The sequence below is a fragment of the Alcaligenes pakistanensis genome (assembly GCF_014652815.1).
Taxonomy (GTDB): domain Bacteria; phylum Pseudomonadota; class Gammaproteobacteria; order Burkholderiales; family Burkholderiaceae_B; genus Alcaligenes; species Alcaligenes pakistanensis.
In genome coordinates, this window is record NZ_BMZN01000002.1 from 318,486 (window position 1) to 345,097 (window position 26,612).

The window sequence follows — 26,612 nt, forward strand, 5'->3', positions numbered from 1 at the left end:
GACATCATAAGTGTAAAAAAATTCCCCTTGAACCGCTAATTTTCTGGTTTAAAGGTATGGTGATGTTTCTTTATATCAAGGTTTTGGATAAATGACAGTGAGTTCCGAGCGCGTGTTGCAAGCCCTGGCGGGAGTGACCGATCCCAACACGTTAAAGAAGTTATCGGTCGATGCAGGTCGATGCGAACTGAGTATTGACCAGAACCAGGTTGAACTGACTTTGCATCTGTCGTATACGGCTTATGACATTCAGGGACAACTGCGCGAGCGCATTGAGCAGGCCTTGACCGGTGTGGGTGCCACATTGACCAAGCTGCATTTGAATCCTCGCATTGGCGTGCACGCGGTGCAAGAGGGTCTGCGACCCATGCCCAATATCCGCAACATTATTGCCGTGTCTTCGGGCAAGGGCGGTGTGGGTAAAAGCACCACCTCGGTGAACCTGGCTTTGGCCCTGCATATGCAAGGTGCCCGGGTCGGTTTGCTGGATGCCGATATTTACGGCCCTAGCGTGCCAACCATGCTGGGTCTGAACGAGCGTCCCCGTAGTGCTGACGGCAAGATGATGGAGCCGCTGATTGGCCACGGTCTGCAAGCCAACTCTATTGGCTTTCTGTTGGACGAGGATGCTCCTGCGATCTGGCGCGGCCCAATGGCCACTCAGGCCTTGACGCAATTACTTACACAGACGCGTTGGGACGATCTGGATTACCTGATTATTGACATGCCTCCCGGCACCGGCGATATCGCCCTGACCTTATCGCAAAAAGTGCCTTTGACCGGCGCTGTGATTGTCACCACACCCCAGGATCTGGCCCTGATCGACGCCAAGCGCGGTCTGAATATGTTCCAGAAGGTCAATGTGCCTGTCTTGGGCATTGTGGAAAATATGTCGGTCCATATCTGCTCGAACTGTGGTCATGCAGACCCCATCTTCGGTCAGCACGGTGGCCGGGATATGGCTAGCCAGTTCAACGTGCCTTGGTTGGGGGCCTTGCCTTTGGCCATGAGCATTCGGGCTCAGACCGATTCCGGTACCCCTACTGTTATCGCTAGTGCAGACAGCCCCGAGGCTCGCCTCTATCACGAGATTGCCAACCGCGTGTCGGCTAACTTGTCTCAGCTTCCTCCAGATACGTCGGGGCAGCGCCCCAAGGTTGTTCCTCGTCCTCTTTGAGTACGTATGCGCAAATCCGGCTTTTGCCTGTTGTTCTCGATGGTCCTGAGCCCGGCGGTTTGGGCTCAGTCTTCCGTCCCCGAGGTCATTATTGATCCAGGGGGCGTGCCGCCCCAGGCGCTGAAGGAAATTCAGCGCGCGGTCAGTGCGATCACGCGTCTGGCCGAAGACCAGGATCTGGGAGAGGTCACGCGTTTGCGTCGCCGGGCCCATGATGCGACCGTCTCTGCCTTGCAGACACAGGGCTATTTTGATTCGGTAGTCACGCTGGAAGTCGGTGAAGATCCCGATGGCGAGTACTGGGACATCATCATCCGTCCTGGTGAGATCACGCGGGTGCGCGATATTGATCTGGACTTCAAAGGCAAGATTCAGGAGCCGGAATATAAGGTGCGTCTGGAAGGCATCAAAGCTAGCTTCCCCTTGAAAAAAGAGGACCCGTTCCTGAACTCGGTCTGGTCCTCGGCCAAGGCGGATTTGCTGGAAAGCGTACAGCGCCAGGATTTCTACTATGCCCGATACGTGGATACACGAGCCACCGTGCTGGCTGATGAGAGCGTGGCTGATTTGTCGCTGAAGGTAGATAGCGGGCCGCGGGTTCGCATGGGCCCCTTGGAAACAACGGGTCTGAAACGCGTGCCCCAATCTCTGGTTGATCGTTACGTGCACTACACGCCGGGCGATCCTTATGATCAGGACAAGCTGGACGAATGGCAGCAGTCCCTGGCTGCCACTACTTTCTTTCGGGGTGCGTTTGTCACTCTGGACCAAGATGCCAGCCAAAAGAAAGAACTCCCCGATGGAGATGTAGAGCTGCCTGTACGGGTACGGGTCACAGAAGCGCCAGCCCGTCAATTTACAGGCTCCCTAGGCTTTGATAGTGACCACGGCGTACGTGCCGAGGCGCTGTACCGAAAAAACATTGTGTTTGGTCTGCCGATTTGGTCCGAGGCTGGTATTGGCGTGGATAAAAAGCGTCAGCGGGCCTTTTATGACATTCACTTGCCACCTACGCTTAGCGGATACAAGAACAGTTTTGGGGTCTTGTACGATCGCTCTGACATCGAAGGCCTGGATACCGAACGCGCTGCTTTGGGCTGGAAGCTACGCCAGGAACGGCAGGCGGCTGGTAACAGCCGGGTCGAGTACGAAACGGAGTGGGGGCTGCTGGGTGCCTGGGATAAAACCAAGATTTCTGGCCTGCCTACCCGAGAGACACCGTCTGCTATTGCCACTTGGCAGTGGCTGCGCCGCGATGTGGACAAGAAATACGACCCCCGAGAGGGCAATCTGATCGACTTTGGCGTGGGTGCGGGCGTCACTGTGGACAAGGGTGAAACCTTTTATCGCAGCAATTTGCGACTACAGCAATGGTGGCCCATCGGGGATCGGGATGTCTTGTCCCTGCGTGGTGAAGTCGGTAAGGTTTGGCGCATGACGGACCGAACTCCCCCAGACTTTGGTTATCGTACCGGGGGCGCACGTAGTATCCGTGGCTACAAGTATCAAAGCATTGGCTTGCGGGCGAATGATGCGGTTGTAGGCGCACCCGCTATGGCAGTGGCCAGTGTGGAATATACCCACTTCTTTACCAGCATGTATGGCATGCGCGCCTTTGTAGATGTGGGTGACGCAGCATCAAGTTTCGGTGATATGGATCTGGCCTGGGGCTACGGTTTGGGCGCGGTGGTGCGCACACCGGCCGGGCCGTTCAATCTTGATCTGGCCTATGGTCAGCGAGATAAACGTGTACGTCTGAGCTTCTCTTTAGGAATCGCATTTTAATGGCCTGGGTTCGGCGCTGGTTCCGATATTTTGCATTGTGGGGCATTCCCTTTGTGGTGATTGCCCTGCTGCTCGTTTGCGGCTTTGTGTATTGGGTGCTGGCCAGTCAGGCGGGTACGCGCTGGGCGTTGCGCACGGCCTTGCCTTACGTTCAAGGTAGCGCACAAGGTGTTCGTGGCACGGTGTGGGATGGCCTGAGTATTGATCATCTGGTTGTGTCCTTGCCCGATACGCACGTCGACATCGAGCGTTTGCGTTTACAGGCTAATTGGAAGGAATTGTGGGAGCGCCGCTTGCATGTGGTCGAGCTGAGCGCCCAGAAAGTGGATGTGGCCTTGACCTCTTCGGACGAGCCCAAATCCGACGAACCCTTCAAGATGCCCGAGCTGCCCGTCAGTATTGCGGTGGATAAGCTGGCCCTGGGCCAGTTTCTTTTAAGCCAGGATGGCACACCCTTGCCTTTGGCAATTGCTGATTTATCCTCGGCCTTGTCCCTGGGGTCAGAGGGCGCTCAACTGCGTTTGTACGATTTGATGCTGGCTAACGAATCGATCCGCGCGGGGTTTCAGGGCGATGTGGAGCTGGCTAGCTTGGATGCCCCGTATCCCGCCCGAGCCGACATTCAGATCATTGCACGTGGTCTGACTGCGGAGTCTCCCATATGTGCCAAGCAGTATCTTCCTGCCTATGCCGAGCAGCCGAAAACGGCAGATCAACAAGATAAATTCGGGAAGGTTATTGCCAGCAAAACAACGGCGGTAACAAGTGCGGAGCAGGGCAAGCCTGTTGTCAGCCCTGCTGCCGAGCCTCTTGATGCCAATAGTGCTGCGGGCGTGGTCATTACTGATCATGATCCAGTAGCAGGCCACCCCGAGCAGGAGCGTATCCAGAACCCCGTGTCGGTTCCCGAACCAGAGCCTTTGCCCGATTGCGTGGTCAATGCCCAGGTTGCTTTGAAGGGCTCTTTGGAAGAGGCCACCCTTTTACTGACCGGTCATGGGCAGGGCTATAGCCTGGATGCCAGCGCAGAATTGAGCCCTTTGGCCAGTGTGCCTGTGCGTATGGCCAAGCTGGCGGTCGCCTTGCCGGACCAGTCCTCGGTCAATGCTGATTTTGCCTGGGATGCACTGCAAGAAGGCATCCATGTGCAGGATCACTTCAAAGGTCAATTCAGCAGTGACAAGCTGGACCTGCATGCTTTATTGGGCGATGTGCTGCCTGATGCCCTGATCAATAGCCAGGGCCAGTTTGATGTGGTGCTGGCTGATAAAGAACAAATTCTTTCTGCCGATGTGGACATCCAGTTGCTGCAAGGTAGCCGCTGGAATAAGCAGGCGGCGATAGGGCAGATTAAGGCGAAAGCCTCGGCGCCTGCTCAGCCGGGCGATCCCACATGGTGGCGTCAGTTGAGTTTCACCGATGTGCTCACTGATTTGAAGCTGGGCGACAACCAGGTGCTCTTGAAGGGTGACCTGGGCATCAGCGGCACAGCTGCTTTGGACTTGCAGGTCAAAATGCCCAAGGCGGAGCAATTATGGCCCGGTCTGGAGTTGGGTAAGGCTTCGGCTCAAGGTCAGTTGCGGGGTGACGTATCCCGCCATACTTTGCAGTTGAAAGGCCAATACGATTTGGGTGGTAAGGAAAGCGGGCAGTTGGGCCAGGGTCTGGCCCAGGCGGATCTAGCTTTGGAAGGTGGCTGGCACTTTGCTGATCAAGGCAAGGCAGCATACTGGGATGGCAAGGTGAGCCGCCTGGTAGCGGATCATGCGGGACTTGCTGTCCGTTTGCAGTCTGCCATGCCCGTGCGATTTACGGATGCCTTATGGGCACCGGAGCCTGCGGCGCAAGTTGTGGAAGCAGGCTCAACAGAGGCGCAGGCCCAAACTGTAAACCAGCCTCCAGCGGACGCTGTCCTCGCTCCAGCCGGGACGGCCACCCATACAGACACTAGGGCAAGCCAAGCCAGCAAAACACCTGAGCCCCTGGCTCCCTGGTCTGTGCGTGTCGGTGCAGCCACCTTGAGTACCGCTGTAGATGGCGAACCCTGGATCAATCTGCGCCATCAAGAATCCACGTATCAGCCCGGTCAGTGGGCTAGCCGAGGCGAATTATTGGATCTGGTCTTGTCCGAACCGCGTATTGCTCGCTTGCTGCGTAAAGTGGGTGTAGAAGAAAGCGCAGAAAAAGCCAAAGGCGGCGGGGTCAAGATTGCGAAGCACAAGAAAACACAGCCGCCTGAAATTGACATCAAAGCTCGTTGGGATTTGAAATTTAACGGTGCCTTGGCGGGGCAGGTGCGTGTTGATCGGGTCGCTGGTGACGTGCAGGTTTTTGCCGAACCCCCAATGTCTTTGGGGCTGGAAGACCTGAGTGTGGTCATCAACGCCAAGCCTACATCGGCCACCAGCAGTCGCCTGGATGCGCAGTTGGATTTGCGCACCAAAGAAATGGGTTATGTCACGGCCAAGGCACAAACCCCGATTCATGGTCTGGCTTTGAGCGAGAACGACCGTAAAACGATCAGCCTGCAAGCCGATATTGACGACCTGAGCTGGACGCGTTTGTTCCTGGGCGATGCCATGGAACTGGGTGGCCGCTTGAATGCGGACGTCAATATTGATGTGGGTGCCAAGTGGGCCTGGACCAGTCGAGGCACGGTTACAGGCCGCGATTTACGCTTTACGCGTCTGGATGACGGCATCCGTTTGGTGGATGGGCAACTGGATGCGCGCTTTGACGGCGATATCTTCCGCCTGGATTCTCTCAGCTTTCCGGCTACCCCTAGGGTAGAGCCGCAAGAATGGCGGACTGCGACCTGGCTGAAAGAGAGCCCGGAAGCCAAGGGTGGCAAGTTGACGGTGTCGGGGCAGTGGAATCTGAGCACTCAGCAAGGCGCGTTTGGCGTAGACATTTATCGTTTCCCGATTTTGCAGCGGGCAGACCGTTACGCCATGATGTCCGGCAATATCACGCTGGATATGGATTTGCCACGCATTGCCATTGCAGGCAAGGTTGTGGCCGATGCGGGTTGGTTCAACCTGGATATGTTGGGTGGCATCCCGACTGTGGATAGTGACGTTGTGATTATCCGTGCGGGTGATGAACCCGCCAGCGAGCAGTCCCAGGCCGCTACCGACATGAGCATGGAAATCGATGTGGACTTGGGGCCGCGCTTTTACTTGACGGGTTACGGCGTGAACTCCGGTCTGGTGGGCCAGCTGCGAGTCACCATGAGCGGTGGCAAGCTTACCGGCATAGGCGCTTTACGCACGCGGGGGGGCCGCATTGAGCTGTATGGCCAAAAGCTGATGCTCAAGCGCGGTACGGTGACTTTCCAGGGGGATATCACATCCCCGATTCTGGATATCGAAGCTTTGCGTACCGGCCAGGCGGTAGAGGCAGGTGTTAAGGTGGCTGGTACGGCGCGGCGTCCACGGATTGATCTGGTGTCTTATCCCGAGGTCAGTGAAGTTGAAAAACTGTCCTGGCTCTTGCTGGGTCACGGACCGGATGATTCCGGTGGCGACATGGCCTTGTTGCTCAGTGTTGGTACTTCCTTCCTGGGCGATGGCGAACCCTTCTACCGCAAGTTTGGTATTGATGAGGTGGCCATGCGTTCCGGCGACCTAGGCAGTGCGGGTAGCATTTTGCCGGTGGAAAGTGTGGTCAAATCCCTGAACAGCGGCACCAGCAACGAAGAGCGCAAGTTTATTTCGATCAGCAAGGCGCTGACGGCGGATATTTCGGTCAGCCTGGAGCAGGCGATGGCTGATACGGGTACGGTGGGTCGAGCCAGTTACCGCCTTGCACGGGGTCTGACAGCCGAGCTAAGCGCCGGTACGGTAAGCGGTCTGGCCCTGATTTACCGCTGGTTCTCGAAGGATTGATGCGGGCTTGCCCAGCGCAAAGCGGGCACGGAGTTGTGGCGCAAATGACAAATTTGCGCCGCAATGAGCTTGTGTACGTATCTAAACGATAAAATAACCGGTTACTGATTTAAGGCGGCTAATTTCTTATGAGTATCAAAAGCGACCGTTGGATTCGGCAGGTTGCTGCCCAAGGCATGATCGAGCCTTTCGAACCAGGCCAAGTGCGCAATGTAAACGGACAACGTATTGTCAGCTATGGCACCAGCAGCTATGGCTACGATGTGCGCTGTGCCAATGAATTCAAGATTTTCACCAATATCAACTCGACCATCGTGGACCCCAAGGCCTTCGATGAAAAATCCTTCGTGGATTTTGTGGGTGATGTGTGCATTATTCCCCCCAATTCCTTTGCCTTGGCCCGCACGGTTGAGTACTTCCGTATTCCCCGCAGTGTGCTGACCATGTGCCTGGGCAAAAGTACCTATGCCCGTTGCGGCATCATCGTGAACGTGACCCCGCTGGAACCCGAATGGGAAGGCCATGTCACTTTGGAGTTCTCCAATACCACGCCGCTGCCTGCCAAGATTTACGCGGGTGAAGGGTGTGCGCAGATGCTGTTCTTTGAAAGCGATGAAGTGTGCGAAGTGTCGTACCGCGACCGCGGCGGCAAATATCAAGGTCAGCTGGGCGTTACCTTGCCCCGTACCTAGGAGTTCTGGATGAAGTTTCGTTTTCCTATCGTCATCATCGACGAAGACTACCGTTCCGAAAATACGTCAGGCCTGGGTATTCGAGCCCTGGCCTCGGCGATAGAGGCCGAAGGCGTAGAGGTTCTCGGGGTCACCAGCTATGGTGACCTTAGTTCTTTTGCGCAACAGCAAAGCCGCGCGAGCGCCTTCATTTTGTCGATTGATGATGAGGAATTCGATGTGGATTCCCCGGAGGATGTCGCGAACGCGATTAAGAACCTGCGCTCCTTTATTGGCGAGCTGCGGTTCCGCAACGAGGACATCCCCATCTATCTCTACGGCGAGACGCGCACCTCGCAGCATATCCCTAACGATATCCTGCGCGAGCTGCACGGCTTCATTCATATGTTCGAGGACACGCCCGAGTTCGTGGCGCGTCACATCATTCGCGAAGCGCGCTCCTACCTGGAGAGCCTGGCACCGCCGTTTTTCCGCGAGCTGGTCAAGTACGCCTCTGACGGCTCCTACTCTTGGCACTGCCCTGGGCATTCGGGGGGTGTAGCCTTTCTGAAAAGCCCAGTGGGCCAGATGTTTCACCAGTTTTTTGGTGAAAACATGCTGCGTGCCGACGTGTGTAATGCGGTGGATGAGTTGGGCCAGTTGCTGGACCATACCGGCCCAGTGGCCGAGGCCGAGCGTAACGCCGCCCGTATTTTTCATGCGGATCACTGCTTTTTCGTGACCAACGGCACCTCTACCTCCAACAAAATCGTCTGGCACGCCAATGTGGCCAATAACGATGTGGTGGTTGTGGACCGTAACTGTCATAAATCGATTCTGCACGCCATCACCATGACGGGTGCTATCCCAGTGTTTTTGCGCCCTACGCGTAACCACCTGGGTATTATCGGCCCCATTCCGCAAGACGAATTCCTGCCGGAAAACATCGCGCGCAAAATCGAAGCCAATCCCTTTGCCAGCCAGGCCAAGAATAAGAAGCCTCGTATTCTGACGCTGACGCAAAGTACCTACGATGGCGTCATCTATAACGTGGAGATGATCAAAGAGACCCTGGACTCCAAGATTCCCACACTGCACTTTGATGAAGCCTGGTTGCCGCATGCGGCGTTCCACGATTTCTATCACGACATGCATGCCATTGGTGCGGACCGTCCGCGTACCAAAGACACCATGATTTACGCGACGCACTCCACGCACAAGATGCTGGCCGGCTTGTCGCAGGCGTCCCAGATTACGGTGCAGGATGCTGAAAATCGTCCCTTGGACCGCAACGTCTTTAACGAAGCCTATCTGATGCACACCAGCACCAGTCCGCAGTACGCCATTATTGCGTCCTGTGATGTGGCAGCGGCCATGATGGAGCCGCCCGGCGGCACCGCATTGGTCGAGGAGAGCATTCGCGAGGCCATGGACTTCCGTCGCGCCATGCGTAAAGTGTCCGGCGAGTACGGCGAGAGCGACTGGTGGTTCAAGGTCTGGGGCCCGGATAATCTGCCAGACGAAGGCATAGGCGAGCGCGACGACTGGATCTTGCGTTCCGATGCGGAATGGCACGGTTTTGGCAAGTTGTCGACTAACTTCAATATGCTGGACCCGGTCAAGGCCACGGTGGTGACGCCCGGCCTGGATATTTCCGGTACTTTCGCCGAGCAGGGCATCCCTGCTGCTTTGGTGTCCAAGTATCTGGCCGAACACGGCGTGGTTGTTGAAAAAACCGGCCTGTATTCCTTCTTTATTCTGTTCACCATTGGCATTACCAAGGGGCGTTGGAATACCTTGCTGACTGCCTTGCAACAGTTCAAGGACGATTACGACCGTAACCAGCCTATGTGGCGCATCTTGCCGGACTTCTGTAAAGCTCAGCCTACCTACGAGAGCATGGGTTTACGCGATCTGTGCCAGCAGATTCACCAGGCTTACCGCAAGTACGATTTGGCTCGCTTGACGACCGAGGTTTACTTGAGCGATATGATTCCCGCTTTGAAGCCTTCGGATGCTTACGCCAAGATGGCGCACGGCGATATCGAGCGAGTCGGCATTGACGAGCTGGAAGGCCGCGTTACCGGCGTATTGCTGACGCCTTACCCACCCGGCATCCCCTTGCTGATCCCCGGCGAACGCTTTAACTCGCGCATTGTGGAATACCTGCAATTTGCCCGCGAGTTCAACGCCCGCTTCCCTGGCTTTGAAACCTATGTGCATGGATTGGCTCAGGATATTGGCCCCAATGGACTGCCGCGCTACTACGTAGATTGCGTGCTTGAATCTGAGACAAACGAGTAAACCCGCGTGACCCCTATTTTTGATGTTGCCGTCATTGGCGCCGGTGCGGCCGGTATGTTGGCCGCCAGTATTGCAGGCCAACGCGGCCTGCGAGTGGTATTGATTGATCACGCTGAAAAGCTGGGCGAGAAAATTCGTATTTCGGGGGGAGGGCGCTGCAACTTCACCAATACAGGGACCTCGCCCGAGAATTTTCTGTCCAAGAACCCCCATTTTTGCCGTTCGGCGTTGGCGGCCTATACGCCGCAGGATTTCCTGCAGTTGCTGCGCGAATACCGCATTGGTTTTCATGAAAAGCACAAAGGCCAGCTGTTCTGTGATGACTCCAGCGAGTCCATCATCCAGATGCTGCGTCAGGAGTGCCTGAAAGGGCAGGTGTCCTGGCGTATGCCGTGTTCGGTGCAGTCCATAGGCCGTGGCGAAGAGGGCTTTGTGCTGCGTACCAGCCAGGGTGATCTGAACGCCTTGCAGGTAGTCATCGCGACTGGCGGTATGGCCATTCCGCAGCTGGGCTCTACGGATTACGCCTTGCGTGTCGCCCGTCATTTTGGTTTGAAAGTGGTCGAGCCACATCCCGCCCTAGTTCCTTTGACCTTTGATGGGCGGGATTGGCGTCCGTTTTCGACATTAAGCGGTGTGGCCTTGGAAGTAGAGGTCAGCGCTGGGCAGGGTAAGCAGCGTCAGGCTTTTCTGGAAGATCTGCTGTTTACGCATCGGGGTTTGTCGGGACCCGGTATTTTGCAGATTTCCAGCTATTGGCAATCGGGTGAAAGTATTACCGTGGACTTGGCTCCCGGCCAGGATATTGCGCAGCAATTGATGGATTTGAAGGCCGGTAGCCGTCAGCAACTGGTCACCGTCTTGTCGACCTTGTGGCCACGCCGTTTGGTTGAGCAGTGGCTGGAAACTTCGGATCAGCTCCCTAAAGGGGTGGGTCAGCAACGTCTGGCAGATTTGCCGGACCGGGTTTTGCGCACGGTGGGACAGGTCATTAATGCCTGGCAGTTGAAGCCAAGTGGCACGGCGGGCTATAAAAAGGCGGAAGTGATGAGCGGCGGGGTAGATACGCGCGAGCTGAATCAAAAAAGCATGGAAGCACGTAAAGTGCCCGGTCTGTTTTTTATTGGCGAAGCGGTGGATGTCACTGGCTGGTTGGGCGGGTATAACTTCCAGTGGGCCTGGGCGTCGGCCGCCGCGTGTGCGCGATCGTTGAAAGCGCAGGCAGAACAGGGCTAAGTAGACGAGCAGGAACGGCAAGAGGCAGTGTCTGCCGCCGTTCCTGACATCATCAGGATTAATGGTTGGTCAGTCAGGGAGGCGATATGCAGCTACCAGAAGATAGAAAGTACGTAGTAAGCCACGAGTGGGCCAAGGACGAAGGCGGGGTAGTGCTGGTTGGCATTACGGACTTTGCCCAGGATCAGTTGGGTGATTTGGTGTTTGTAGGTGACTTCACGCCGGGCACGCGTTTGGCAGCTGGTGAAACTGCAGGCGTGGTGGAATCGGTGAAAGCGGCGTCTGATATTTATGCGCCCGTCTCCGGTGAACTACTGGAGTTTAACCAGGCTTTATCTGATGCGCCCCATCTGCTGAACGAAGCGCCGTTTGATACCTGGATCTTCAAGCTCAAGGCGGATAATCCGGCCGACCTGCAAGGTTTGCTGGATGGCCCGGCGTACGCTGCAGTGGCTGAATAAGCTCGGAAATTAAGCCCATGACCAATACCGTGTAGTTGGGTTTGAGGTAGATGGCTTGATCGTATGCAAAGAAAAGGCCTGAGTCCGTGATATCGGACTCAGGCCTTTTTCTTATTTGCGTCCCAGCGCGAAGGCGCGGACATGGAGTGTGGCCTGATGGCTAGGTCATGCTCGACAGGTCATGAAAGTCAACTGCCATACGTATCAGCACTAGGCCGCATGCCCTGGTGATCTGCTTTGACATTGCTCTGCGAAATCCAGCTGAAAAACGAAACGTCGATCAGGCGATAGGGTGTCAATTCGACCTGGGATAGAGAAAGCGGGCTCTGCAAGCTGGCAGCTTTTCAACTATGGCGATGGTAAGTCACATAGTCATAGTTAAAGCCATTCTCCTCGGGTTGTGGCAGGCGCTCCACTTCTTGCCATTGCCCAGTGGGCAGCTCTGGAAAGAAGGTGTCGCCCTCCACATCTGCTTTGATCTCCGTGGCGATCAGTTCCTGTGCGACTGGCAAAGCCAGTCGGAACAGTTGCTCCCCACCAATCACACAAGCGGTTTCAAAGCCGGGGCAGGCGGCCAGGGCATCGTCCAGATTGGTGAAAACCTGGGCGCCTTCAGCTTGGTAATCCGCATTACGGCTAATCACCAGATTGGGACGTCCTGGCAAAGGACGGCCAAGGGATTCCCAAGTCTTGCGACCCATGATGATGGGTAAACCCATGGTCATGCGCTTGAAATGCTGCAGATCGGAGGGCAGGCGCCAAGGCAGATCATTGTCTTTGCCAATGCAGCGGTTGGCGGCATAGGCAACGACCAGACGGATGGATGGGGTAGAACTCATACGGCAACAGGCGCCTTGATGTGGGGGTGAGGATCGTAGTCGGTGATCTCGAAGTCTTCGTATTCGTAATCGAACAGACTGGCGGGCTTACGCTTGATCGTCAGTTTAGGATAGGGGCGTGGCTCACGCGACAGTTGCAATTCGGCTTGCTCGAAGTGGTTGGAATACAGATGGCAGTCGCCGCCTGTCCAGATGAAGTCACCCACTTCCAGATCACATTGCTGGGCCATCATGTGGGTCAGCAGGGCATAGCTGGCAATATTAAAGGGCACACCCAGGAAAATATCCGCACTGCGCTGGTAGAGCTGGCAAGACAGTTTGCCGTCGGCCACGTAGAACTGGAACAGAGCATGGCAAGGGGGCAGGGCCATCTGGCTAACATCGGCCACGTTCCAGGCCGACACAATCAGGCGGCGCGAATCGGGATTCTTGCGGATTTGTTCCACTAATTGGCTGATCTGGTCGATGTGACGGCCATCGGGCGTGGGCCAGGAGCGCCATTGCACACCATAGACCGGACCCAGATTGCCATTTTCATCGGCCCATTCGTCCCAGATGGATACGCCACGTTCCTGCAGCCAGCGCACATTGGACTCACCACGCAAAAACCAGAGCAGCTCGATAAAGATGCTGCGGGTATGCAGCTTCTTGGTGGTGATCATCGGGAAGCCCTGCGACAGATCGAAGCGCATTTGATGACCAAATACCGAGTGCGTGCCGGTGCCGGTGCGATCCCCTTTGGGAGTGCCTTGGGTGTAGACCAGGCGCAGCAGGTCTTCGTAGGGATAGAGGGACATAGGGGCCTCAGGCTTGCTGAATATCGACGGAATAGGTGATCTCGGCCGTTTTGCCCAGCATGGCCGACGCCGAGCAGTACTTGTCGTGTGACAGTTGTACCGCGCGCTCAACCGCTGCCTGGGGCAGATCTTTGCCAGTCACCACAAAGGTGAAATGAATCTTGGTGAAGACCTTGGGGTCGGTATCTGCACGTTCGGCCGTCAGTTTGACCTGGCAGCCGCTAATGTCGTGACGACCACGCTTAAGAATCAACACCACGTCATAGGCTGCGCAGCCACCCGCACCGGTCAACAGCATTTCCATGGGGCGAGGGGCCAGATTATTGCCACCGCCTTCGGGGGCACCGTCCATGGCCGTCACATGACCGCTGCCAGTACGGGCAATGAACAACATTCCGTCTTTGCCGCCCCAGTCGATTGTGCATTCCATCTCAGTTCCTTTGTTTGCAGTGCGAGCGAAGACTCGTCAGTAGATTGATAGTGGTGATTGTACTTTTTTGATGCGGCCACTGCAGCGTCTATAGATAGGCTGTGGGGCTATGCAAAGCCGGATCAATATTTTGTTGCATCTGCTGGGGGCGCAGGCTCGCGGTCGTATATGAAATTTCATATAGACAAATCCAGCAAGAAACTCTCACTTTGTAAGGTTTTAACTGGTTTTGTTATTTGTCCTAGGATAAAATTCGGATCGGTACTCGGCATTTTGAAACAGATATGTCACAGGGGTTTACCCTCGCCTATAATGTCTGTCGCCCGTATACCAAAAAATGTCGTGCTCGTATTTGTTTTGTCGCAATAAACCTTGCTTTCCATGGGGGCTTTATTCAGGCGTAACAAGCGGGTGTTTTAACATGACGGCTCTCGCGACCTAGGCAGTCGCAGATTTTTTGCGTCCATGCTCTTTCGATCTGCGACGCGTCAAGTGCCGCCGAGCTGCTTGGCAGCTTCACATTAACCAGGCCTGGATCATTGTGAATACCGTTTCAATACTGCTACTAGCTTTCATATTGTCCGTTACAGGACTCTTTGTTTTCATCTGGTCGTTACGCCGTAACTTCTTTGACCACAGCCCCGCTGCTTCGCGCGAGATCTTCTCCAAAGGCGAAATCGGGCAGGTAGATGACCCCTCCGCCACCCCTGAGCAACGTCAGGCACTTCAAGAAGAAATGGGTCGCAAGACGATTTCTGCTGAAGATCGTCAGGCGCTGAGCCTTGAATTGGCAGAACGCGTAGAAGCCGACCGCTCCTCCGCTAAGGTCACGTTCATTTTGCTGGCCTGTGCGGTGTTGTGGCTGATTTTCGCCTCGACAGCAGGTCTGATCAGCTCCATCAAGCTGCACGATCCCGAATTCTTGACGCAACACGCCTGGATGACTTTTGGTCGCATGCGTACGCTGCACCTGAACGGTGTGGCTTATGGCTGGGCTCCGATGGCCGCTTTCGGCGTTGCCATGTGGATGCTGCCTCGTTTGCTCAAGACTCCTTTGATCGGTGCGCGTTATGCCATCGCCGGTGGGATCTTGTGGAATATTGGCCTGGCTATCGGTCTGACATGTATCGCGATGGGTATCACCGACGGTATGGAATGGCTGGAAATGCCTTGGCAGGTTGATATCCTGATGGTTATTGGTGGAGCTTTGGCTGCCTTGCCATTGGTCTTTACCTTGCAGAACCGTCGTGTTCACCACCTGTATGTGTCGGTGTGGTACATGGGTGCAGCGTTGTTCTGGTTCCCCATCCTGTTCCTGGTCGGCAACCTGCCTGCCGTACACGTGGGTGTTGAGCAAGCAACCATGAACTGGTGGTTTGGCCACAACGTGCTGGGTCTGTTCTACACCCCTATGGCTCTGGCCTCGGTGTACTACTTCCTGCCCAAGATCATTGGTCAGCCCATCAGCTCCTACAACCTGTCTCTGGTGGGTTTCTGGGGTCTGGCATTTTTCTACGGTCAGGTCGGTGGTCACCACCTGGTCGGCGGTCCGGTGCCGCAGTGGATGGTTACCCTCTCTATCGTGCAAAGCATGATGATGATCATCCCTGTGCTGGCTTTCTCGATTAACCAGCACTACACCATGAAGGGTCACTTCCGTACCCTGATTCACTCGCCCACCCTGCGCTTTATCGTGCTGGGCGGCATGATGTATACCGTCAGCTCCATTCAAGGTTCTTTTGAAGCGCTGCGCAGCATCAACACGATTACCCACTTTACGCACTTCACGGTTGCCCACGCCCACATCGGCTTGTACGGCTTCTTTACTATCGTGATGTTCGGTGCCATCTACTACGTGATGCCACGCGTCATGTCCTGGGAATGGCCTTACCCCAAACTGATCTCCCTGCACTTCTGGCTGGTTGTGATTGGTTTCTCCATCTACGCCATTGGTCTGAGTATTGGCGGCTGGCTGCAAGGTCTGGCTATGCTGGATCCTGCTAAAACCTTCATGGAATCGGTGTTTGTCACGATGCCTTACCTGAAGTCGCGCTCTATCGGTGGTGGTTTGATGACTCTGGGTCACCTTGTGTTTGCCTTCCACTTTGTGGCAATGGCTTTGCGCTATGGCAGCCGTCGTATTGGTCCAGCCCTGTTTCACCAGCGCTCGGCAACTCGCAATGTAGTGGAGGCATGATTTAGTCATGGAAAGCGAATACAAACTATTGGGCGGCGCGATGGTGACGCTGGCCCTGGCCACATCGGCTCTGGTCGTTGTCCCTTACCTGCAAGTTAAAAAGGTGGAGCCCTCTCCAGGGCTCAAGCCTTACACCGAGGTGGAACTGCGCGGCCGTCAGGAATACATTGATATGGGCTGTGTGTACTGTCACTCGCAGCAGCCGCGTAGCCAGAATCAGGCTCCTGACTTCCAGCGTGGCTGGGGTCGTGCGTCGGTAGCAGGCGACTACTTCTACGACACTCCACACTTGCTCGGCACCATGCGTACTGGTCCTGACTTGCTCAATATTGGTGCTCGCCAGCCTAGCGTGGACTGGCATCTGGGTCACTTGTATCAGCCTCGTGCTTACACCCCTGGCAGCAATATGCCTTCCTACCCCTTCATGTTCGAGCTCAAGGACAAGGCAGAGGAAGGCGATAAGGTTGTGAACCTGCCGGGCGCTTTTGCTCCGGAAGGCAAGGTGGTTGTGGCCAAGCAAGAGGCCCTGGACCTGGTTCAATACCTGTTGGCTCTGGATCGTACGTATCCCGTATCGCCAGCCAGCGTTATCAAATAAACAGGCATTGCTGAGCTAGCGCGCCCCGCAAGGCGGGGCGCCTCGGAGAATTAGAATGAGCGACAATCGTAAATATGAAGCACAGCAGCGTGAGTATTCCGATCCGGAAGAAAATGCGGCACCGATTCCTTGGGTGGTCCTGCTGATCATTGCAGGTCTGTTCCTGTGGGGGATCTACTATATTTTCAGCAGTGACCTGAGTCATGACGCAACCGTGGGCGACAACCGTATCGTTGCCGACTTCGAATTGCCAGAAGGCGCAGTAGATGGACATCAACTGTTTGTGGCCCAGTGTGCCGCCTGTCACCAGGCAACAGGTGCGGGTGTGGCCGGCGTGTTCCCGCCACTGGTGGGTTCCGAGTGGGTGCTGCGTAAACCTGAAGTATTGGTCCAGATCATGCTGCACGGTATTACCGGCGAGATCACGGTCAAGGGTAATAAGTACAATGGTGCAATGCCGGAATTCCGCGAGAAGTTCAACGACGAGGAAATGACGGCAGTTGTTAACTACCTGCGTACTGAATTAGGTGGCAACAGCGCCGATCCCGTGGATATGGCCTTTGTCAAAGCCGAACGTGAAAAAACAGCTGATAAAACCGATCATTGGAATGGGGACGCCGACCTGGCTCCCATGGAAGAGTAGGACTGAAGTAATGGGCCAGCGATGAGACTATTTTTAAGTATCCTCCTGGTTTGTGCCCTGGGCATAGGGGCGCTGGCTCATTTGACGCAGGGCTTTACCGCCCTGACAGCCGAGACAGCCCGTCGCAACGATGTGGCTGCCTCGCCGCGTCTGATCTCCGATGTTGAAGTGCTGCTCCCGGCCGGGGGCAGTGCCCAGCTTAGCTCTCTGTTGCAAAACGATGGTCGTATCACCATCGTCAATTTCATCTATACCCGCTGCGTAACGCTATGTTTGGCGATGGGCTCGGAGTATCAGCAATTGCAGCAGGCAATTGTGGATGAAGGCTTGCAGGACCGTGTGCGTCTGCTGAGCATCAGCTTTGACCCCACCGATTCGCCCGATCACTTGCGTCGTTACAGCAAGACCATGAAAGCCAATCCCGATGTCTGGCAATTCGTCACCATGATGCCTGGCGAGCAGCGCCAGCGTGTGCTGGACGATTTTGGCATTGTCGTCATTCCTGCTCCTTTCGACGAGTACGAACATAACGCGGCCTACCACGTTGTCAGTTCCGAGCCGCGTTTGGGTCGCATTGTGGATTATGGCGAGCCCATGCTGGCCTTGGCTTATGCCAAGCGTGCTGTCCAGGACATTGAGAAGAAGGGGGCGATGTAATGTCTTTAAAGCGTGTAGTCGAATCCCCCAAGGTACGCCCTTATTTTGGTAGTGCGCTGGCTTTGCTGGCGGCGGTGCTATTTGCCTCAGCCGCTTTCTGGGACCGAGACCTGACCGTGTCCATGAGCCTGCACATGCTGGTGCATATTCCTTTATTGGTGCTCTCGGGTGTGGTCTTGCAACTGTCCTTGCGGTATCAGGGCGTAGGGCGTTCGCCGTTCATGCAGGCCTTGCTGCGCCCTTATTACGCCTTGAATGAATACGGCCTGCCCGGCCTGATCCTGGTCAGCTTTGCGGCGGGTTACTGGATGATCCCCAAAGCGCTGGACGATGTGCTGGTATCGCCTGCCATGGCCACTGCCAAATACATAGGGCTGGTCTTGATGGGCATGTTGTTTATGGAGTCCTGGCGACGCGCCCATCTGGTGTTTCGTTTGTTTTTCTTTGGCAATTTCAGTTGGATGATGGCGATTGTCGGTTTGTTGTATTACGACAATCCCGTTCGGCTCTGTAATTTCTATCTACAGTCCGACCAAGAGATTGCCGGCATAGGTCTGGTTATCATGGCGTGTGTTTTGCCATTGCTTTGGCTCTTGTCCGAGAGCAAGGCAGTGATGGCCTTTTTGCGGCAATAATACCCATCCATTTTGTTTTGCAGGTGTCCTCATGAGCCATACCGTTTCCGATAATGCCTCCCGGCTGTACAGACGTAATAGCTTGTTTGATCAGCTTCTGAGCGAGACGAATCGAGCCCTGGAAGTATTGGGACGTTCGGCACGCGCGTCGCGCCCCAATCCCGCTGGTAAGGAAGTCTCCGAGATCAGTGCCGATGAGGCTCGTCACTCCGCCGGTTTGATGCGTGTGAACCATGTGGGCGAGATTTGCGCCCAAGCGCTGTACCGCAGTCAGGCCATGTTGTGCAAAGATCCGCAGGCCACGGCCGTCTTGTTGCAAGCCGCCCAGGAAGAAGTCGATCATCTGGCTTGGTGCGACGACCGTTTGCGTGAGCTGGATAGCCGCCCCAGCGTGTTCAATCCCTTGTGGTATGCCGGCTCCTTCGCGTTGGGGCTGCTGGCCAGCCGCGCCGGTGTGCCCTATAACCTGGGCTTTATGGCCGAGACCGAGCGGCAGGTTGAAGAGCATCTGGAAAGCCATTTGCAGTCTTTGCCTGCCAGCGACAATCGCTCGCGCCGTATTGTTGAGCAAATGCGCGACGAGGAAATTGAGCATCGCCGTACTGCAGAAAATCATGGGGCTGCGAGCTTGCCGCCTCCGGTTAAAACTTTGATGCGCATGATGTCCAAAGTCATGACGACGACGGCGTATCGCTTGTAATCAGCGTTTCTTGGCTGGCAGTACGTTCAGGCTGCAGCTCAGGACGCTTATGAAAAAGGGTGCCAGTTCCAAGAGCTGACACCCTTTTTGTTTGGATCAGAATAGACGTGGCCCTACAGTCAGAGTGATTCGTTTTTGAGCCTCATAGGGATAACGACTAGATACCCGGCGATGAATTTGCGCTAGGAAATTGATGTGTTAAAGCGACAGGATTGGAAACTAAGGGTTTTCCACGGTATTTATCTTGCATTGCACCATTTTTATGGGTAGACTTTAGTTATTGGATGTTGAAAAGAAAGCGGGAAAAACAAGCGTAATAACCCTAGCTTTCAGGCTCGATACCTTATCTAGCAGCCCAACTTGCCACGATTGTCTCCTCCACCCTCCTCCTTTGGTGGATTTGCCCGAGATCTTTAGATCTCGGGTTTTTTTTTGTGCGCTCCAAATGTATGGCTTGAGGCCAGCGTGGGGGAGTGCAGAATACAAGGCAAAAAAAACCTTGCCCATCGCAGTGGATGGACAAGGTTTTTTATTGGCCGTACTAAATAGCTTACTTCTGTGGAACGGTTGCCACGTGTAGCAAGTTGGTGCGGCCGCTAGTGCCAAAAGGTACACCAGCAATCATGACGATGGTGTCGCCGGCTTGGGCGAAGTCATGTTGTGTTGCCATATCCGTGGCGTGATCGACCATTTCACTCAGATCGCTGACGTCTTCGCACGGTACTGCGTGTACGCCCCAAGCTAGGGTCAGACGACGTGCGGTTTCCAGACGCGGTGTCAGTGCTAGGATGGGGGCAATGGGCCGTTCGCGGCTGGCGCGCAAAGCGCTAAAGCCCGTGGTGGTGTAGGCCACCGTGGTTGCCGGTTCCAGAATGTTGGCCACGCGGCGCAGGGCGCAGCAAATGGCGTCTGCCGTGCTGGCCTCAGCCGTGCTATGGTTCGCCTCCAGAATGGTGCGCCAGCTAGGATCGTTTTCGATTTCCTTGATGATGCTGTCCATAATGGCCACGGCTTCTAATGGAAATTCGCCCGAGGCCGATTCGGCGGACAGCATGACGGCATCCGCACCTGAGTAGATTGCCGTTGCCACGTCCGATGCTTCGGCGCGTGTAGGAACTGGCGAGGTAATCATGGATTCCAGCATCTGTGTAGCTACAACTACCGGGCGGCCCGCTGCACGAGCGGTACGCACGATCTGACGTTGCAGCACAGGAACCCGCTGGGGTGGGACTTCCACGCCCAGGTCGCCACGGGCGACCATCACGCCGTCACACAGCTGGACGATTTCTTCCAGGTGCTCCAGCGCTTGCGGTTTTTCCAGCTTGGCCATGATCCAGGCTTTGTCGCCAATCAGTTCGCGGGCTTCGCGGATATCGTCGGGACGCTGTACAAACGACAGGGCGACCCAGTCCACACCCAGCTCCAGACCGAACTTCAGATCAATCAGATCCTTTTCGGTCAGGGGCGAGATAGGCAGCACCACACCGGGCACGTTCACACCCTTGCGATCGGACAAGGGGCCACCGACCATAATCGTGGTTTCGGCAAAATCAGGGCCAAAGCTGTCTACACGCAGGCGCAGTTTGCCGTCGTCCAGCAGTAGGGCCGTGCCGTTTTCCAGGGCTGCAAAAATCTCGGGGTGGGGCAGGTAGGCCCGCTGGCTGGTCCCTTCAGCAGGGTCCAGATCCAGGCGGAATTTCTGGCCGGTTTCCAGTGTCACACGGCCGTCTTTCATCTTACCCACGCGCAGCTTGGGGCCTTGCAAGTCCATCAAGATGCCTATGCTGCGCCCCGTCTCTTCTTCAATCTGACGAATGGTGTGATAGCGCGCGGCGTGGTCCTCGTGTGTGCCGTGGCTGAAGTTCAGGCGGAATACATCAGCTCCGGCCTCGAACAGTTCACGTATGCGTTCTGGCGTGGAGCTGGCAGGACCCAGCGTGGCCAGAATGCGGGAATGACGTTGACGTTTCATGAATTGTTGTCCTTTGGGGATCGAGAGCTCATAGAGCAGCGATACCGGCGCGGGCGATCTGAGCATCTTCCGGTGCTTTCACGCCGGACACGCCGACAGCACCAATGACTAGACCGTCCACCAAAATCGGTTCGCCGCCTTCCAGTGGCGTGATGGGCATGGACAGAGCGGCAAAGCGACCGTTGTTCACCATGTCTTCAAATACCTTGCTGGGCTTGCCACCGCTGAGCACGCAGGTACGCGCTTTCTCGGGAGCAACCGTGGCGCTCATCATAGGGGCGCCATCCATACGCTGCATCCAAAGTGCGTGACCGCCTGCATCGCAAATAGCGATGGTGACAGCCCAGTTGTTCTTCAGCGCTTCTTGTTCGGCAGCGGCGGCAATTTTTTTGACATCGTTCAGGGTCAGTACTTTCGTGTCTCTCATGTCCATTCCTTTATGAAAAGCGTTAATCGCTAGGGGGTAAAACCAGAATTGCACGGAAATCGTTGACATTGGTCAGGGTTGGGCCCGTAACCAAGGCATCGTCCAGGGCTTCAAAGAAGCCATGACCATCATTATTGTCCAGACTGTCCCTTGGGCGTATACCTTGTTGCCAAGCTCGCTCCAAAGTATCGGGACTGCAGAAGGCTCCAGCAATTTCCTCCTGGCCATCAACGCCGTCTGTATCGCCTGCCAAACCGTAGATACCGGGGGCTCCATTCAAGGCAATGGCGGTGGATAGCAGAAACTCCACATTGCGACCGCCACGGCCTTGGCCGCGCAAGGTCACGGTGGTTTCACCACCTGACAGCAGCACGCAGGGTGCCTGGGCAGGTTGCTCGTGTTGGGACACGCTCAGTGCAATACCGGCCATGACTTTACCCACATCGCGGGCTTCGCCTTCGATACTGTCACCCAGTAATACCGGGCGCACACCGCACGATTCTGCTACGCGGGCTGCTGCCAGCAAAGCCAGTTGCGGAGTGGCGACCAGATGGGTAGTGACATGAGCCAGGCGTGAGTCGTCCGGCTTGATGGTTTCACCGTCGCCGCTTTCCAGCAGGGCACGGGCTGCGGCAGGAATCTCGATGCCATAGCGGGCAATGATTTCCAGCGCTTGCTCGCACGTGGTGGGATCTGCCACCGTAGGGCCAGAAGCGATGTCCATGGGCTTGTCGCCGGGGACATCGGAAATAAGCAGGTTCAGAACACGGGCAGGGGCGCAGGCCGCTGCCAGACGCCCACCTTTGATGGCGGATAGGTGACGGCGCACGGTATTCATCTCGCCAATCGAAGCGCCCGATTTCAGCAGCGCTTTATTGATGGCTTGCTTGTCGGCCAGGGTAACGCCCTCTGCCGCCAGGGGCAGCAGGGACGAGCCACCGCCGGAAATCAGACAGATCACCAGATCATCTTCGTTCAGATCGCTGACCGTGCGCAAAATCTCGCGGGCCGCGTCTTCACCGGCCTGATCGGGAACGGGGTGGGAGGCTTCCAGAATCTTGATGTGGTCGCAGGGCACGCCGTAGCCATAACGGGTAACCACTACACCACTGATGGGGCCTTTGTCCCAGTGACGCTCCAGCGCCTGGGCCATTGCCGCCGATGCCTTGCCGGCACCGATTACAATCGTGCGCCCTTTTGGGGCCTCGGGCAGATAAGGGGGGATGCAATGTTCAGGTTGAGCCGCGTTGACGGCAGCTTGAAACATTTTGCTGAGTAAGTCTTGTGGCTCGATCTTCATGGGTCAATCCTAAGGCAGAGTGATGGCGGCGTGGGACATCTCACTGCGCAATATGGATGCCGCTGCATCGGTGCAGGGCATCTTTGGGCACGAACTAGAATACGCGCAAAGACTGGGTCAGGCCCAGCATACAGCGCTTAAAAAGGCTCCCATGCTACCCCTTTGGCTTGCTGCCCCGAGGAGCTTCGCGCCTTGGAGTGGCCCGGCGGTAAAGAAAGCGGGCTGTAGCCCGCTTGCAAAATGTACCGACAAGGCCGGCTTGGTCCAGGAGTCAAGCCAGCGCGGACGGGAACCTTCTTGAGCCGATCTTACTGACCAATCTCGTAGTTGGCCATGATCTCCAGCGCACGAACCATAGCCGAATGATCCTGCCCTGCGCCACCGTGAGCGGCGCAGGTATTGAACAGTTCCTGTGCCGTTGCGGTGTTGGGCAGAGCCACGCCCAGTTGACGCGCGGTGGTCAGGGCCAGGTTCAAGTCTTTCTGGTGCAGTTCGATGCGGAAGCCTGGATCAAAAGTACGTTTGACCATACGCTCGCCGTGAACTTCCAGAATGCGCGAGTTTGCAAAACCGCCCATCAGTGCTTCACGGACCTTGCCTGCATCAGCCCCCGCCTTAGAAGCCAGCAGCAGCGCTTCACCCACGGCTTCAATGGTCAAGGCCACAATGATCTGGTTAGCTACTTTGGTGATTTGACCGTCACCGTAAGCGCCGACCAGAGTGATGTTCTTGCCCATCAGTTCAAACAAAGGCTTGACCGTGTCGAAGGCTTCTTGCTTGCCGCCCACCATGATGGTCAGCGAGCCTGCCTTGGCACCGACTTCGCCGCCGGATACTGGAGCGTCCAGGTACTCACAACCCAGTTTGACGATGCGCTCGGCAAAGCCTTTGGTGGCAACAGGCGAGATGGAACTCATGTCCACCACGATCTTGCCAGCGCTCAGGCCAGCAGCAACACCGTCTTCGCCAAACAGTGCGTCTTCCACGTGAGGGGTATCAGGCACCATCGTGATGATGATGTCAGCCTGACGGGTGACTTCGGTGCCGTTGGCGCAAACGGTTGCACCTGCTTCTTTCACGCTTTTGGGGAAATCGCCACGGGTGTAGGCAAACAACTCATGACCACCCTTGATCAGGTTGACGGCCATGGGTGCGCCCATGATGCCCAAACCAATAAAACCGATTTTAGCCATTGTGTAATCTCCTAGTAATTATGTACAGATGTCCGACGATCAGGCGGTGACTTCAGTCAGCTCAGTCATCCAGCCCAGGCCGTCCTTGGTGGCGCCAGCGGGTTTGTACTCGCCGCCGATCCAGCCCTGGTAGCCAAGGCTGTCGATGTACTTGAACAGCCACGCATAGTTGATCTCGCCCGTGCCGGGTTCGTTGCGGCCGGGGTTATCTGCGATCTGGATGTGTGCAATCTTGTCCAGGTGCTTTTTCATCGTGGCGGCCAGTTCGCCTTCCATGCGTTGGGCGTGGTAAACGTCGTACTGAATGAACAGATTGTCCGAACCCACGTCTTGCAACAGTGCCGCGGCCTGTTCGGTGCGGTTCAGGTAGAAACCTGGAATGTCGAAGGTATTGATGGGTTCAACCAGCAAACGCAGACCGGCATCCTTGAGCTTGGCCGCAGCAAACTGCAAGTTGCTGACCAAGGTTGCGTGTGCCGCATCACGGTCAGCGTCTTGGGCCAGCTTGCCGGCCAGGCAGTTGACTTGCTTGCAGCCCAGCGCGGTGGCGTATTCGATGGCACGGCCTACGCCGTCCTGGAATTCACCTACGCGCTCGGGCAGGATCGCAATGCCGCGTTCGCCGCCGTCCCAGTCACCCGCAGGCAGGTTGTGCAAAACCTGGGTCAGGCCGTGCTGTTGCAGTTTGTCGGCCAGCTGCTGTTTGTCGTAGGCGTAGGGGAACAGGTATTCCACTCCCTTGAACCCGGCGTCGGCCGCTGCCTGGAAGCGATCCAGGAAGTCGTGCTCGTTAAACAGCATGGTCAGGTTGGCGGCAAATTTTGGCATAGTGCTACTCCGTTTTTTAAATCAACAATCAGTCCATCAGCGAGATGGCGGTGGGGGCGTCAATACCCGCCTCGGCCAGGGACTCGAATTCCGTCACATTGTGCAGTTCGGTGCCCATGGCAATGTTGGTGACGCGCTCCAGGATCAGTTCGATCACAACCGGCACGCTGAACTCTTTCATCCATGCGCGAGCCTGTTCAATGGCGGCCTGGATGTCTTCAGGTTTGTGTACGCGGATGGCTTTGCAACCCAGACCTTCAACCACGGTGATGTGATCCACACCATAGCCTTCGGTCTCAGGGGCGTTAATGTTGTCAAAGGCCAGCTGTACACAATAGTCCATCTCAAAGCCCCGCTGTGCCTGACGGATCAGACCCAGGTAGGCGTTGTTGACCAGAATATGGATGTAAGGCAGTTTGAACTGGGCGCCGACGGCCAGCTCTTCAATCATGAACTGGAAGTCGTAGTCGCCCGAAATGGCCACCACTTCACGGCCTGGATCGGCAGCAACCACACCCAGCGCGGCTGGAATGGTCCAGCCCAACGGGCCTGCCTGACCGCAGTTGATCCAGTGACGTGGCTTGTACACGTGCAGGAACTGAGCGGCGGCAATCTGCGACAGACCAATGGTGCTGACGTAGGTGGTGGCGGGGCCAAAGGCGCGGTTCATTTCTTCGTATACGCGCTGGGGTTTCAAGGGCACGTTGTCGAAGTTGGTCTTGCGCTGCAAGGTGGCTTTGCGTTTCTGGCAGTCGGCGACCCAGGCTGCACGATCGTTCAGCTTGCCGGCGGCCTTGTATTCCTTGGCCACTTCAATGAACAGTTTCAGTGCGGCACCTGCGTCCGAGGCGATACCCAGATCAGGGCCAAATACGCGGCCAATCTGTGTGGGTTCGATGTCCACATGCACGAACTTGCGGCCTTCGGTGTAAACGTCCACGGAACCGGTATGGCGGTTGGCCCAACGGTTACCGATGCCGAATACAAAGTCCGATGCCAGCAAAGTTTGGTTGCCATAGCGGTGCGAGGTTTGCAGACCGACCATACCAGCCATCAGCGGGTGATCGTCCGGCACAGTGCCCCAGCCCATCAAGGTTGGAATCACGGGTACGTTCACCAGTTCAGCAAATTCTTGCAACAGGCCAGCGGCGTCGGCGTTGATTACGCCACCTCCGGATACGATCAGTGGACGCTCGGAGGCGTTCAGCAGTTCGATAGCTTTTTCAGCCTGGGCGCGGGTGGCGATAGGCTTGTAGGCTTCCAGCGGCGAATAGGTGTCTAGATCGAATTCGATTTCAGCCATCTGCACGTCGATAGGCATATCGATCAGCACAGGACCTGGGCGGCCGGAGCGCATGATGTGGAATGCTTGCTGGAACACGCGTGGGATCAGGTCTGGCTCGCGCACGGTCACGGCCCACTTGGTCACAGGTTTGGCAATGGATTCAATATCCACCGCCTGGAAGTCTTCCTTGTACAGGCGCGAGCGGGGAGCCTGGCCAGTAATGCACAAGATTGGGATCGAGTCAGCCGATGCGGAGTACAGGCCGGTGATCATGTCTGTACCGGCAGGGCCGGATGTACCAATACACACGCCGATATTGCCGGGGTTGGCACGTGTGAAACCTTCAGCCATGTGGGAAGCGCCTTCCACGTGGCGGGCAAGAATGTGCTCAAAGCCACCTTCTTTACGCATTGCAGAGTAGAAGGGGTTGATGGCGGCGCCGGGCACGCCAAATACGGTGCTCACGCCTTCTTTACGTAAAATTGCGGCGGCGGCGTCCACTGCTCTCATTCGAGCCATTGATATCTCCTAGATCATCGTTTGACGAAATTCACACCTCGATAATAAGGAGTGATGGACGGCCCTAGAAA

Annotated in this window: 22 protein-coding genes; 13 read left to right on the forward strand and 9 right to left on the reverse strand. The window is 56.1% G+C overall.

Features of this window, described 5'->3' with window-relative positions; translation table 11 throughout:
- The first annotated feature begins 91 nt into the window (after positions 1–91).
- From apbC to gcvH, 7 genes are all read left to right on the forward strand, one after another.
- Positions 92–1,177, forward strand: a complete 1,086-nt coding sequence (apbC, locus tag IE156_RS06415; protein ID WP_189391707.1) for an iron-sulfur cluster carrier protein ApbC — start codon at positions 92–94, stop codon at positions 1,175–1,177.
- 6 nt (positions 1,178–1,183) lie between these two features.
- A complete protein-coding gene (locus IE156_RS06420; protein ID WP_189391708.1) occupies positions 1,184–2,962 on the forward strand; it encodes an autotransporter assembly complex protein TamA in 1,779 nt (592 codons plus the stop codon).
- Positions 2,962–6,849: a translocation/assembly module TamB domain-containing protein gene (locus tag IE156_RS06425; protein ID WP_189391709.1), complete on the forward strand. Its 3,888-nt coding sequence runs from the start codon at positions 2,962–2,964 to the stop codon at positions 6,847–6,849. The genes IE156_RS06420 and IE156_RS06425 overlap by 1 nt, the downstream gene beginning before the upstream one ends.
- A 128-nt stretch (positions 6,850–6,977) precedes the next feature.
- Positions 6,978–7,541, forward strand: coding sequence for a dCTP deaminase (gene dcd / locus IE156_RS06430; protein ID WP_189391710.1), 564 nt, complete (start codon positions 6,978–6,980; stop codon positions 7,539–7,541).
- A 9-nt stretch (positions 7,542–7,550) separates the two neighbouring features.
- A complete protein-coding gene (locus IE156_RS06435) occupies positions 7,551–9,824 on the forward strand; it encodes an arginine/lysine/ornithine decarboxylase (RefSeq protein WP_189391711.1) in 2,274 nt (757 codons plus the stop codon).
- A gap of 15 nt (positions 9,825–9,839) precedes the next feature.
- Positions 9,840–11,060, forward strand: a complete 1,221-nt coding sequence (locus IE156_RS06440; protein ID WP_189392232.1) for a BaiN/RdsA family NAD(P)/FAD-dependent oxidoreductase — start codon at positions 9,840–9,842, stop codon at positions 11,058–11,060.
- Positions 11,061–11,146: 86 nt separating this feature from the next.
- On the forward strand, positions 11,147–11,521 hold the full coding sequence (gcvH, locus tag IE156_RS06445; protein WP_189391712.1) for a glycine cleavage system protein GcvH: 375 nt from the start codon (positions 11,147–11,149) through the stop codon (positions 11,519–11,521).
- A 344-nt stretch (positions 11,522–11,865) separates the two neighbouring features.
- Here gcvH and IE156_RS06450 read toward each other — a convergent pair whose 3' ends face one another.
- Genes IE156_RS06450 through IE156_RS06460 form a run of 3 tightly spaced genes read right to left on the reverse strand, consistent with a single transcriptional unit; the run spans position 11,866 to position 13,587 of the window.
- On the reverse strand, positions 11,866–12,360 hold the full coding sequence (locus tag IE156_RS06450) for a dihydrofolate reductase (RefSeq protein ID WP_189391713.1): 495 nt from the start codon (positions 12,358–12,360) through the stop codon (positions 11,866–11,868).
- The gene (locus IE156_RS06455) at positions 12,357–13,157 is read right to left on the reverse strand and encodes a thymidylate synthase (RefSeq protein WP_189391714.1); all 801 of its coding nucleotides are present in this window, start codon (positions 13,155–13,157) and stop codon (positions 12,357–12,359) included. Before IE156_RS06455 ends, IE156_RS06450 begins: the two co-directional genes overlap by 4 nt.
- 7 nt (positions 13,158–13,164) lie before the next feature.
- Complete coding sequence (locus IE156_RS06460) at positions 13,165–13,587, reverse strand: OsmC family protein (RefSeq protein ID WP_189391715.1); 423 nt, start codon at positions 13,585–13,587, stop codon at positions 13,165–13,167.
- A gap of 541 nt (positions 13,588–14,128) precedes the next feature.
- On the opposite strand from IE156_RS06460, the gene IE156_RS06465 reads away from it, so the two are divergent.
- The 6 genes from IE156_RS06465 to coq7 are packed head-to-tail and all read left to right on the forward strand — an operon-like array spanning position 14,129 to position 19,017.
- The gene (locus IE156_RS06465; protein WP_189391716.1) at positions 14,129–15,784 is read left to right on the forward strand and encodes a cbb3-type cytochrome c oxidase subunit I; all 1,656 of its coding nucleotides are present in this window, start codon (positions 14,129–14,131) and stop codon (positions 15,782–15,784) included.
- A gap of 7 nt (positions 15,785–15,791) precedes the next feature.
- Positions 15,792–16,382: a cbb3-type cytochrome c oxidase subunit II gene (locus IE156_RS06470; RefSeq protein WP_189391717.1), complete on the forward strand. Its 591-nt coding sequence runs from the start codon at positions 15,792–15,794 to the stop codon at positions 16,380–16,382.
- Between the two features lie 55 nt (positions 16,383–16,437).
- The gene (locus IE156_RS06475; protein WP_189391718.1) at positions 16,438–17,025 is read left to right on the forward strand and encodes a c-type cytochrome; all 588 of its coding nucleotides are present in this window, start codon (positions 16,438–16,440) and stop codon (positions 17,023–17,025) included.
- A 21-nt stretch (positions 17,026–17,046) separates the two neighbouring features.
- Entirely contained in the window at positions 17,047–17,682 is a 636-nt protein-coding gene (locus IE156_RS06480) for an SCO family protein (RefSeq protein ID WP_189391719.1), read from the forward strand.
- Positions 17,682–18,317: a hypothetical protein gene (locus tag IE156_RS06485; RefSeq protein ID WP_189391720.1), complete on the forward strand. Its 636-nt coding sequence runs from the start codon at positions 17,682–17,684 to the stop codon at positions 18,315–18,317. Before IE156_RS06480 ends, IE156_RS06485 begins: the two co-directional genes overlap by 1 nt.
- A gap of 31 nt (positions 18,318–18,348) precedes the next feature.
- The gene (gene coq7 / locus IE156_RS06490) at positions 18,349–19,017 is read left to right on the forward strand and encodes a 2-polyprenyl-3-methyl-6-methoxy-1,4-benzoquinone monooxygenase (RefSeq protein WP_189391721.1); all 669 of its coding nucleotides are present in this window, start codon (positions 18,349–18,351) and stop codon (positions 19,015–19,017) included.
- 550 nt (positions 19,018–19,567) lie between these two features.
- Here the strand turns inward: coq7 and pyk are convergent.
- The 6 genes from pyk to gcl form a co-directional block, all read right to left on the reverse strand.
- Positions 19,568–20,989 (reverse strand): pyruvate kinase, encoded by a 1,422-nt coding sequence (gene pyk, locus IE156_RS06495; protein WP_189391722.1) that lies wholly within the window; start codon positions 20,987–20,989, stop codon positions 19,568–19,570.
- A 28-nt stretch (positions 20,990–21,017) separates the two neighbouring features.
- Positions 21,018–21,416, reverse strand: a complete 399-nt coding sequence (locus IE156_RS06500) for a GlcG/HbpS family heme-binding protein (protein WP_189391723.1) — start codon at positions 21,414–21,416, stop codon at positions 21,018–21,020.
- A 22-nt stretch (positions 21,417–21,438) separates the two neighbouring features.
- Positions 21,439–22,716: a glycerate kinase type-2 family protein gene (locus tag IE156_RS06505; protein ID WP_189391724.1), complete on the reverse strand. Its 1,278-nt coding sequence runs from the start codon at positions 22,714–22,716 to the stop codon at positions 21,439–21,441.
- Positions 22,717–23,024: 308 nt separating this feature from the next.
- Positions 23,025–23,909: a 2-hydroxy-3-oxopropionate reductase gene (locus tag IE156_RS06510; RefSeq protein WP_189391725.1), complete on the reverse strand. Its 885-nt coding sequence runs from the start codon at positions 23,907–23,909 to the stop codon at positions 23,025–23,027.
- Between the two features lie 39 nt (positions 23,910–23,948).
- The gene (gene hyi, locus IE156_RS06515; RefSeq protein ID WP_189391726.1) at positions 23,949–24,737 is read right to left on the reverse strand and encodes a hydroxypyruvate isomerase; all 789 of its coding nucleotides are present in this window, start codon (positions 24,735–24,737) and stop codon (positions 23,949–23,951) included.
- Positions 24,738–24,765: 28 nt separating this feature from the next.
- Positions 24,766–26,541, reverse strand: coding sequence for a glyoxylate carboligase (gcl, locus tag IE156_RS06520; RefSeq protein ID WP_189391727.1), 1,776 nt, complete (start codon positions 26,539–26,541; stop codon positions 24,766–24,768).
- Positions 26,542–26,612 lie beyond the last annotated feature (71 nt).

Excerpts from the sequence above, each read along its gene's own strand:
- gcvH (WP_189391712.1), top strand. The coding sequence starts at position 11,147 with ATGCAGCTACCAGAAGATAGAAAGTACGTAGTAAGCCACGAGTGGGCC.
- apbC (WP_189391707.1), top strand. The coding sequence starts at position 92 with ATGACAGTGAGTTCCGAGCGCGTGTTGCAAGCCCTGGCGGGAGTGACC.
- IE156_RS06470 (WP_189391717.1), top strand. The coding sequence starts at position 15,792 with ATGGAAAGCGAATACAAACTATTGGGCGGCGCGATGGTGACGCTGGCC.
- coq7 (WP_189391721.1), top strand. The coding sequence starts at position 18,349 with ATGAGCCATACCGTTTCCGATAATGCCTCCCGGCTGTACAGACGTAAT.
- dcd (WP_189391710.1), top strand. The coding sequence starts at position 6,978 with ATGAGTATCAAAAGCGACCGTTGGATTCGGCAGGTTGCTGCCCAAGGC.
- IE156_RS06485 (WP_189391720.1), top strand. The coding sequence starts at position 17,682 with ATGTCTTTAAAGCGTGTAGTCGAATCCCCCAAGGTACGCCCTTATTTT.
- IE156_RS06425 (WP_189391709.1), top strand. The coding sequence starts at position 2,962 with ATGGCCTGGGTTCGGCGCTGGTTCCGATATTTTGCATTGTGGGGCATT.
- IE156_RS06435 (WP_189391711.1), top strand. The coding sequence starts at position 7,551 with ATGAAGTTTCGTTTTCCTATCGTCATCATCGACGAAGACTACCGTTCC.
- IE156_RS06460 (WP_189391715.1), bottom strand. The coding sequence starts at position 13,587 with ATGGAATGCACAATCGACTGGGGCGGCAAAGACGGAATGTTGTTCATT.
- IE156_RS06475 (WP_189391718.1), top strand. The coding sequence starts at position 16,438 with ATGAGCGACAATCGTAAATATGAAGCACAGCAGCGTGAGTATTCCGAT.
- IE156_RS06510 (WP_189391725.1), bottom strand. The coding sequence starts at position 23,909 with ATGGCTAAAATCGGTTTTATTGGTTTGGGCATCATGGGCGCACCCATG.
- IE156_RS06505 (WP_189391724.1), bottom strand. The coding sequence starts at position 22,716 with ATGAAGATCGAGCCACAAGACTTACTCAGCAAAATGTTTCAAGCTGCC.
- IE156_RS06500 (WP_189391723.1), bottom strand. The coding sequence starts at position 21,416 with ATGAGAGACACGAAAGTACTGACCCTGAACGATGTCAAAAAAATTGCC.
- hyi (WP_189391726.1), bottom strand. The coding sequence starts at position 24,737 with ATGCCAAAATTTGCCGCCAACCTGACCATGCTGTTTAACGAGCACGAC.
- pyk (WP_189391722.1), bottom strand. The coding sequence starts at position 20,989 with ATGAAACGTCAACGTCATTCCCGCATTCTGGCCACGCTGGGTCCTGCC.
- gcl (WP_189391727.1), bottom strand. The coding sequence starts at position 26,541 with ATGGCTCGAATGAGAGCAGTGGACGCCGCCGCCGCAATTTTACGTAAA.
- IE156_RS06480 (WP_189391719.1), top strand. The coding sequence starts at position 17,047 with ATGAGACTATTTTTAAGTATCCTCCTGGTTTGTGCCCTGGGCATAGGG.
- IE156_RS06450 (WP_189391713.1), bottom strand. The coding sequence starts at position 12,360 with ATGAGTTCTACCCCATCCATCCGTCTGGTCGTTGCCTATGCCGCCAAC.
- IE156_RS06420 (WP_189391708.1), top strand. The coding sequence starts at position 1,184 with ATGCGCAAATCCGGCTTTTGCCTGTTGTTCTCGATGGTCCTGAGCCCG.
- IE156_RS06455 (WP_189391714.1), bottom strand. The coding sequence starts at position 13,157 with ATGTCCCTCTATCCCTACGAAGACCTGCTGCGCCTGGTCTACACCCAA.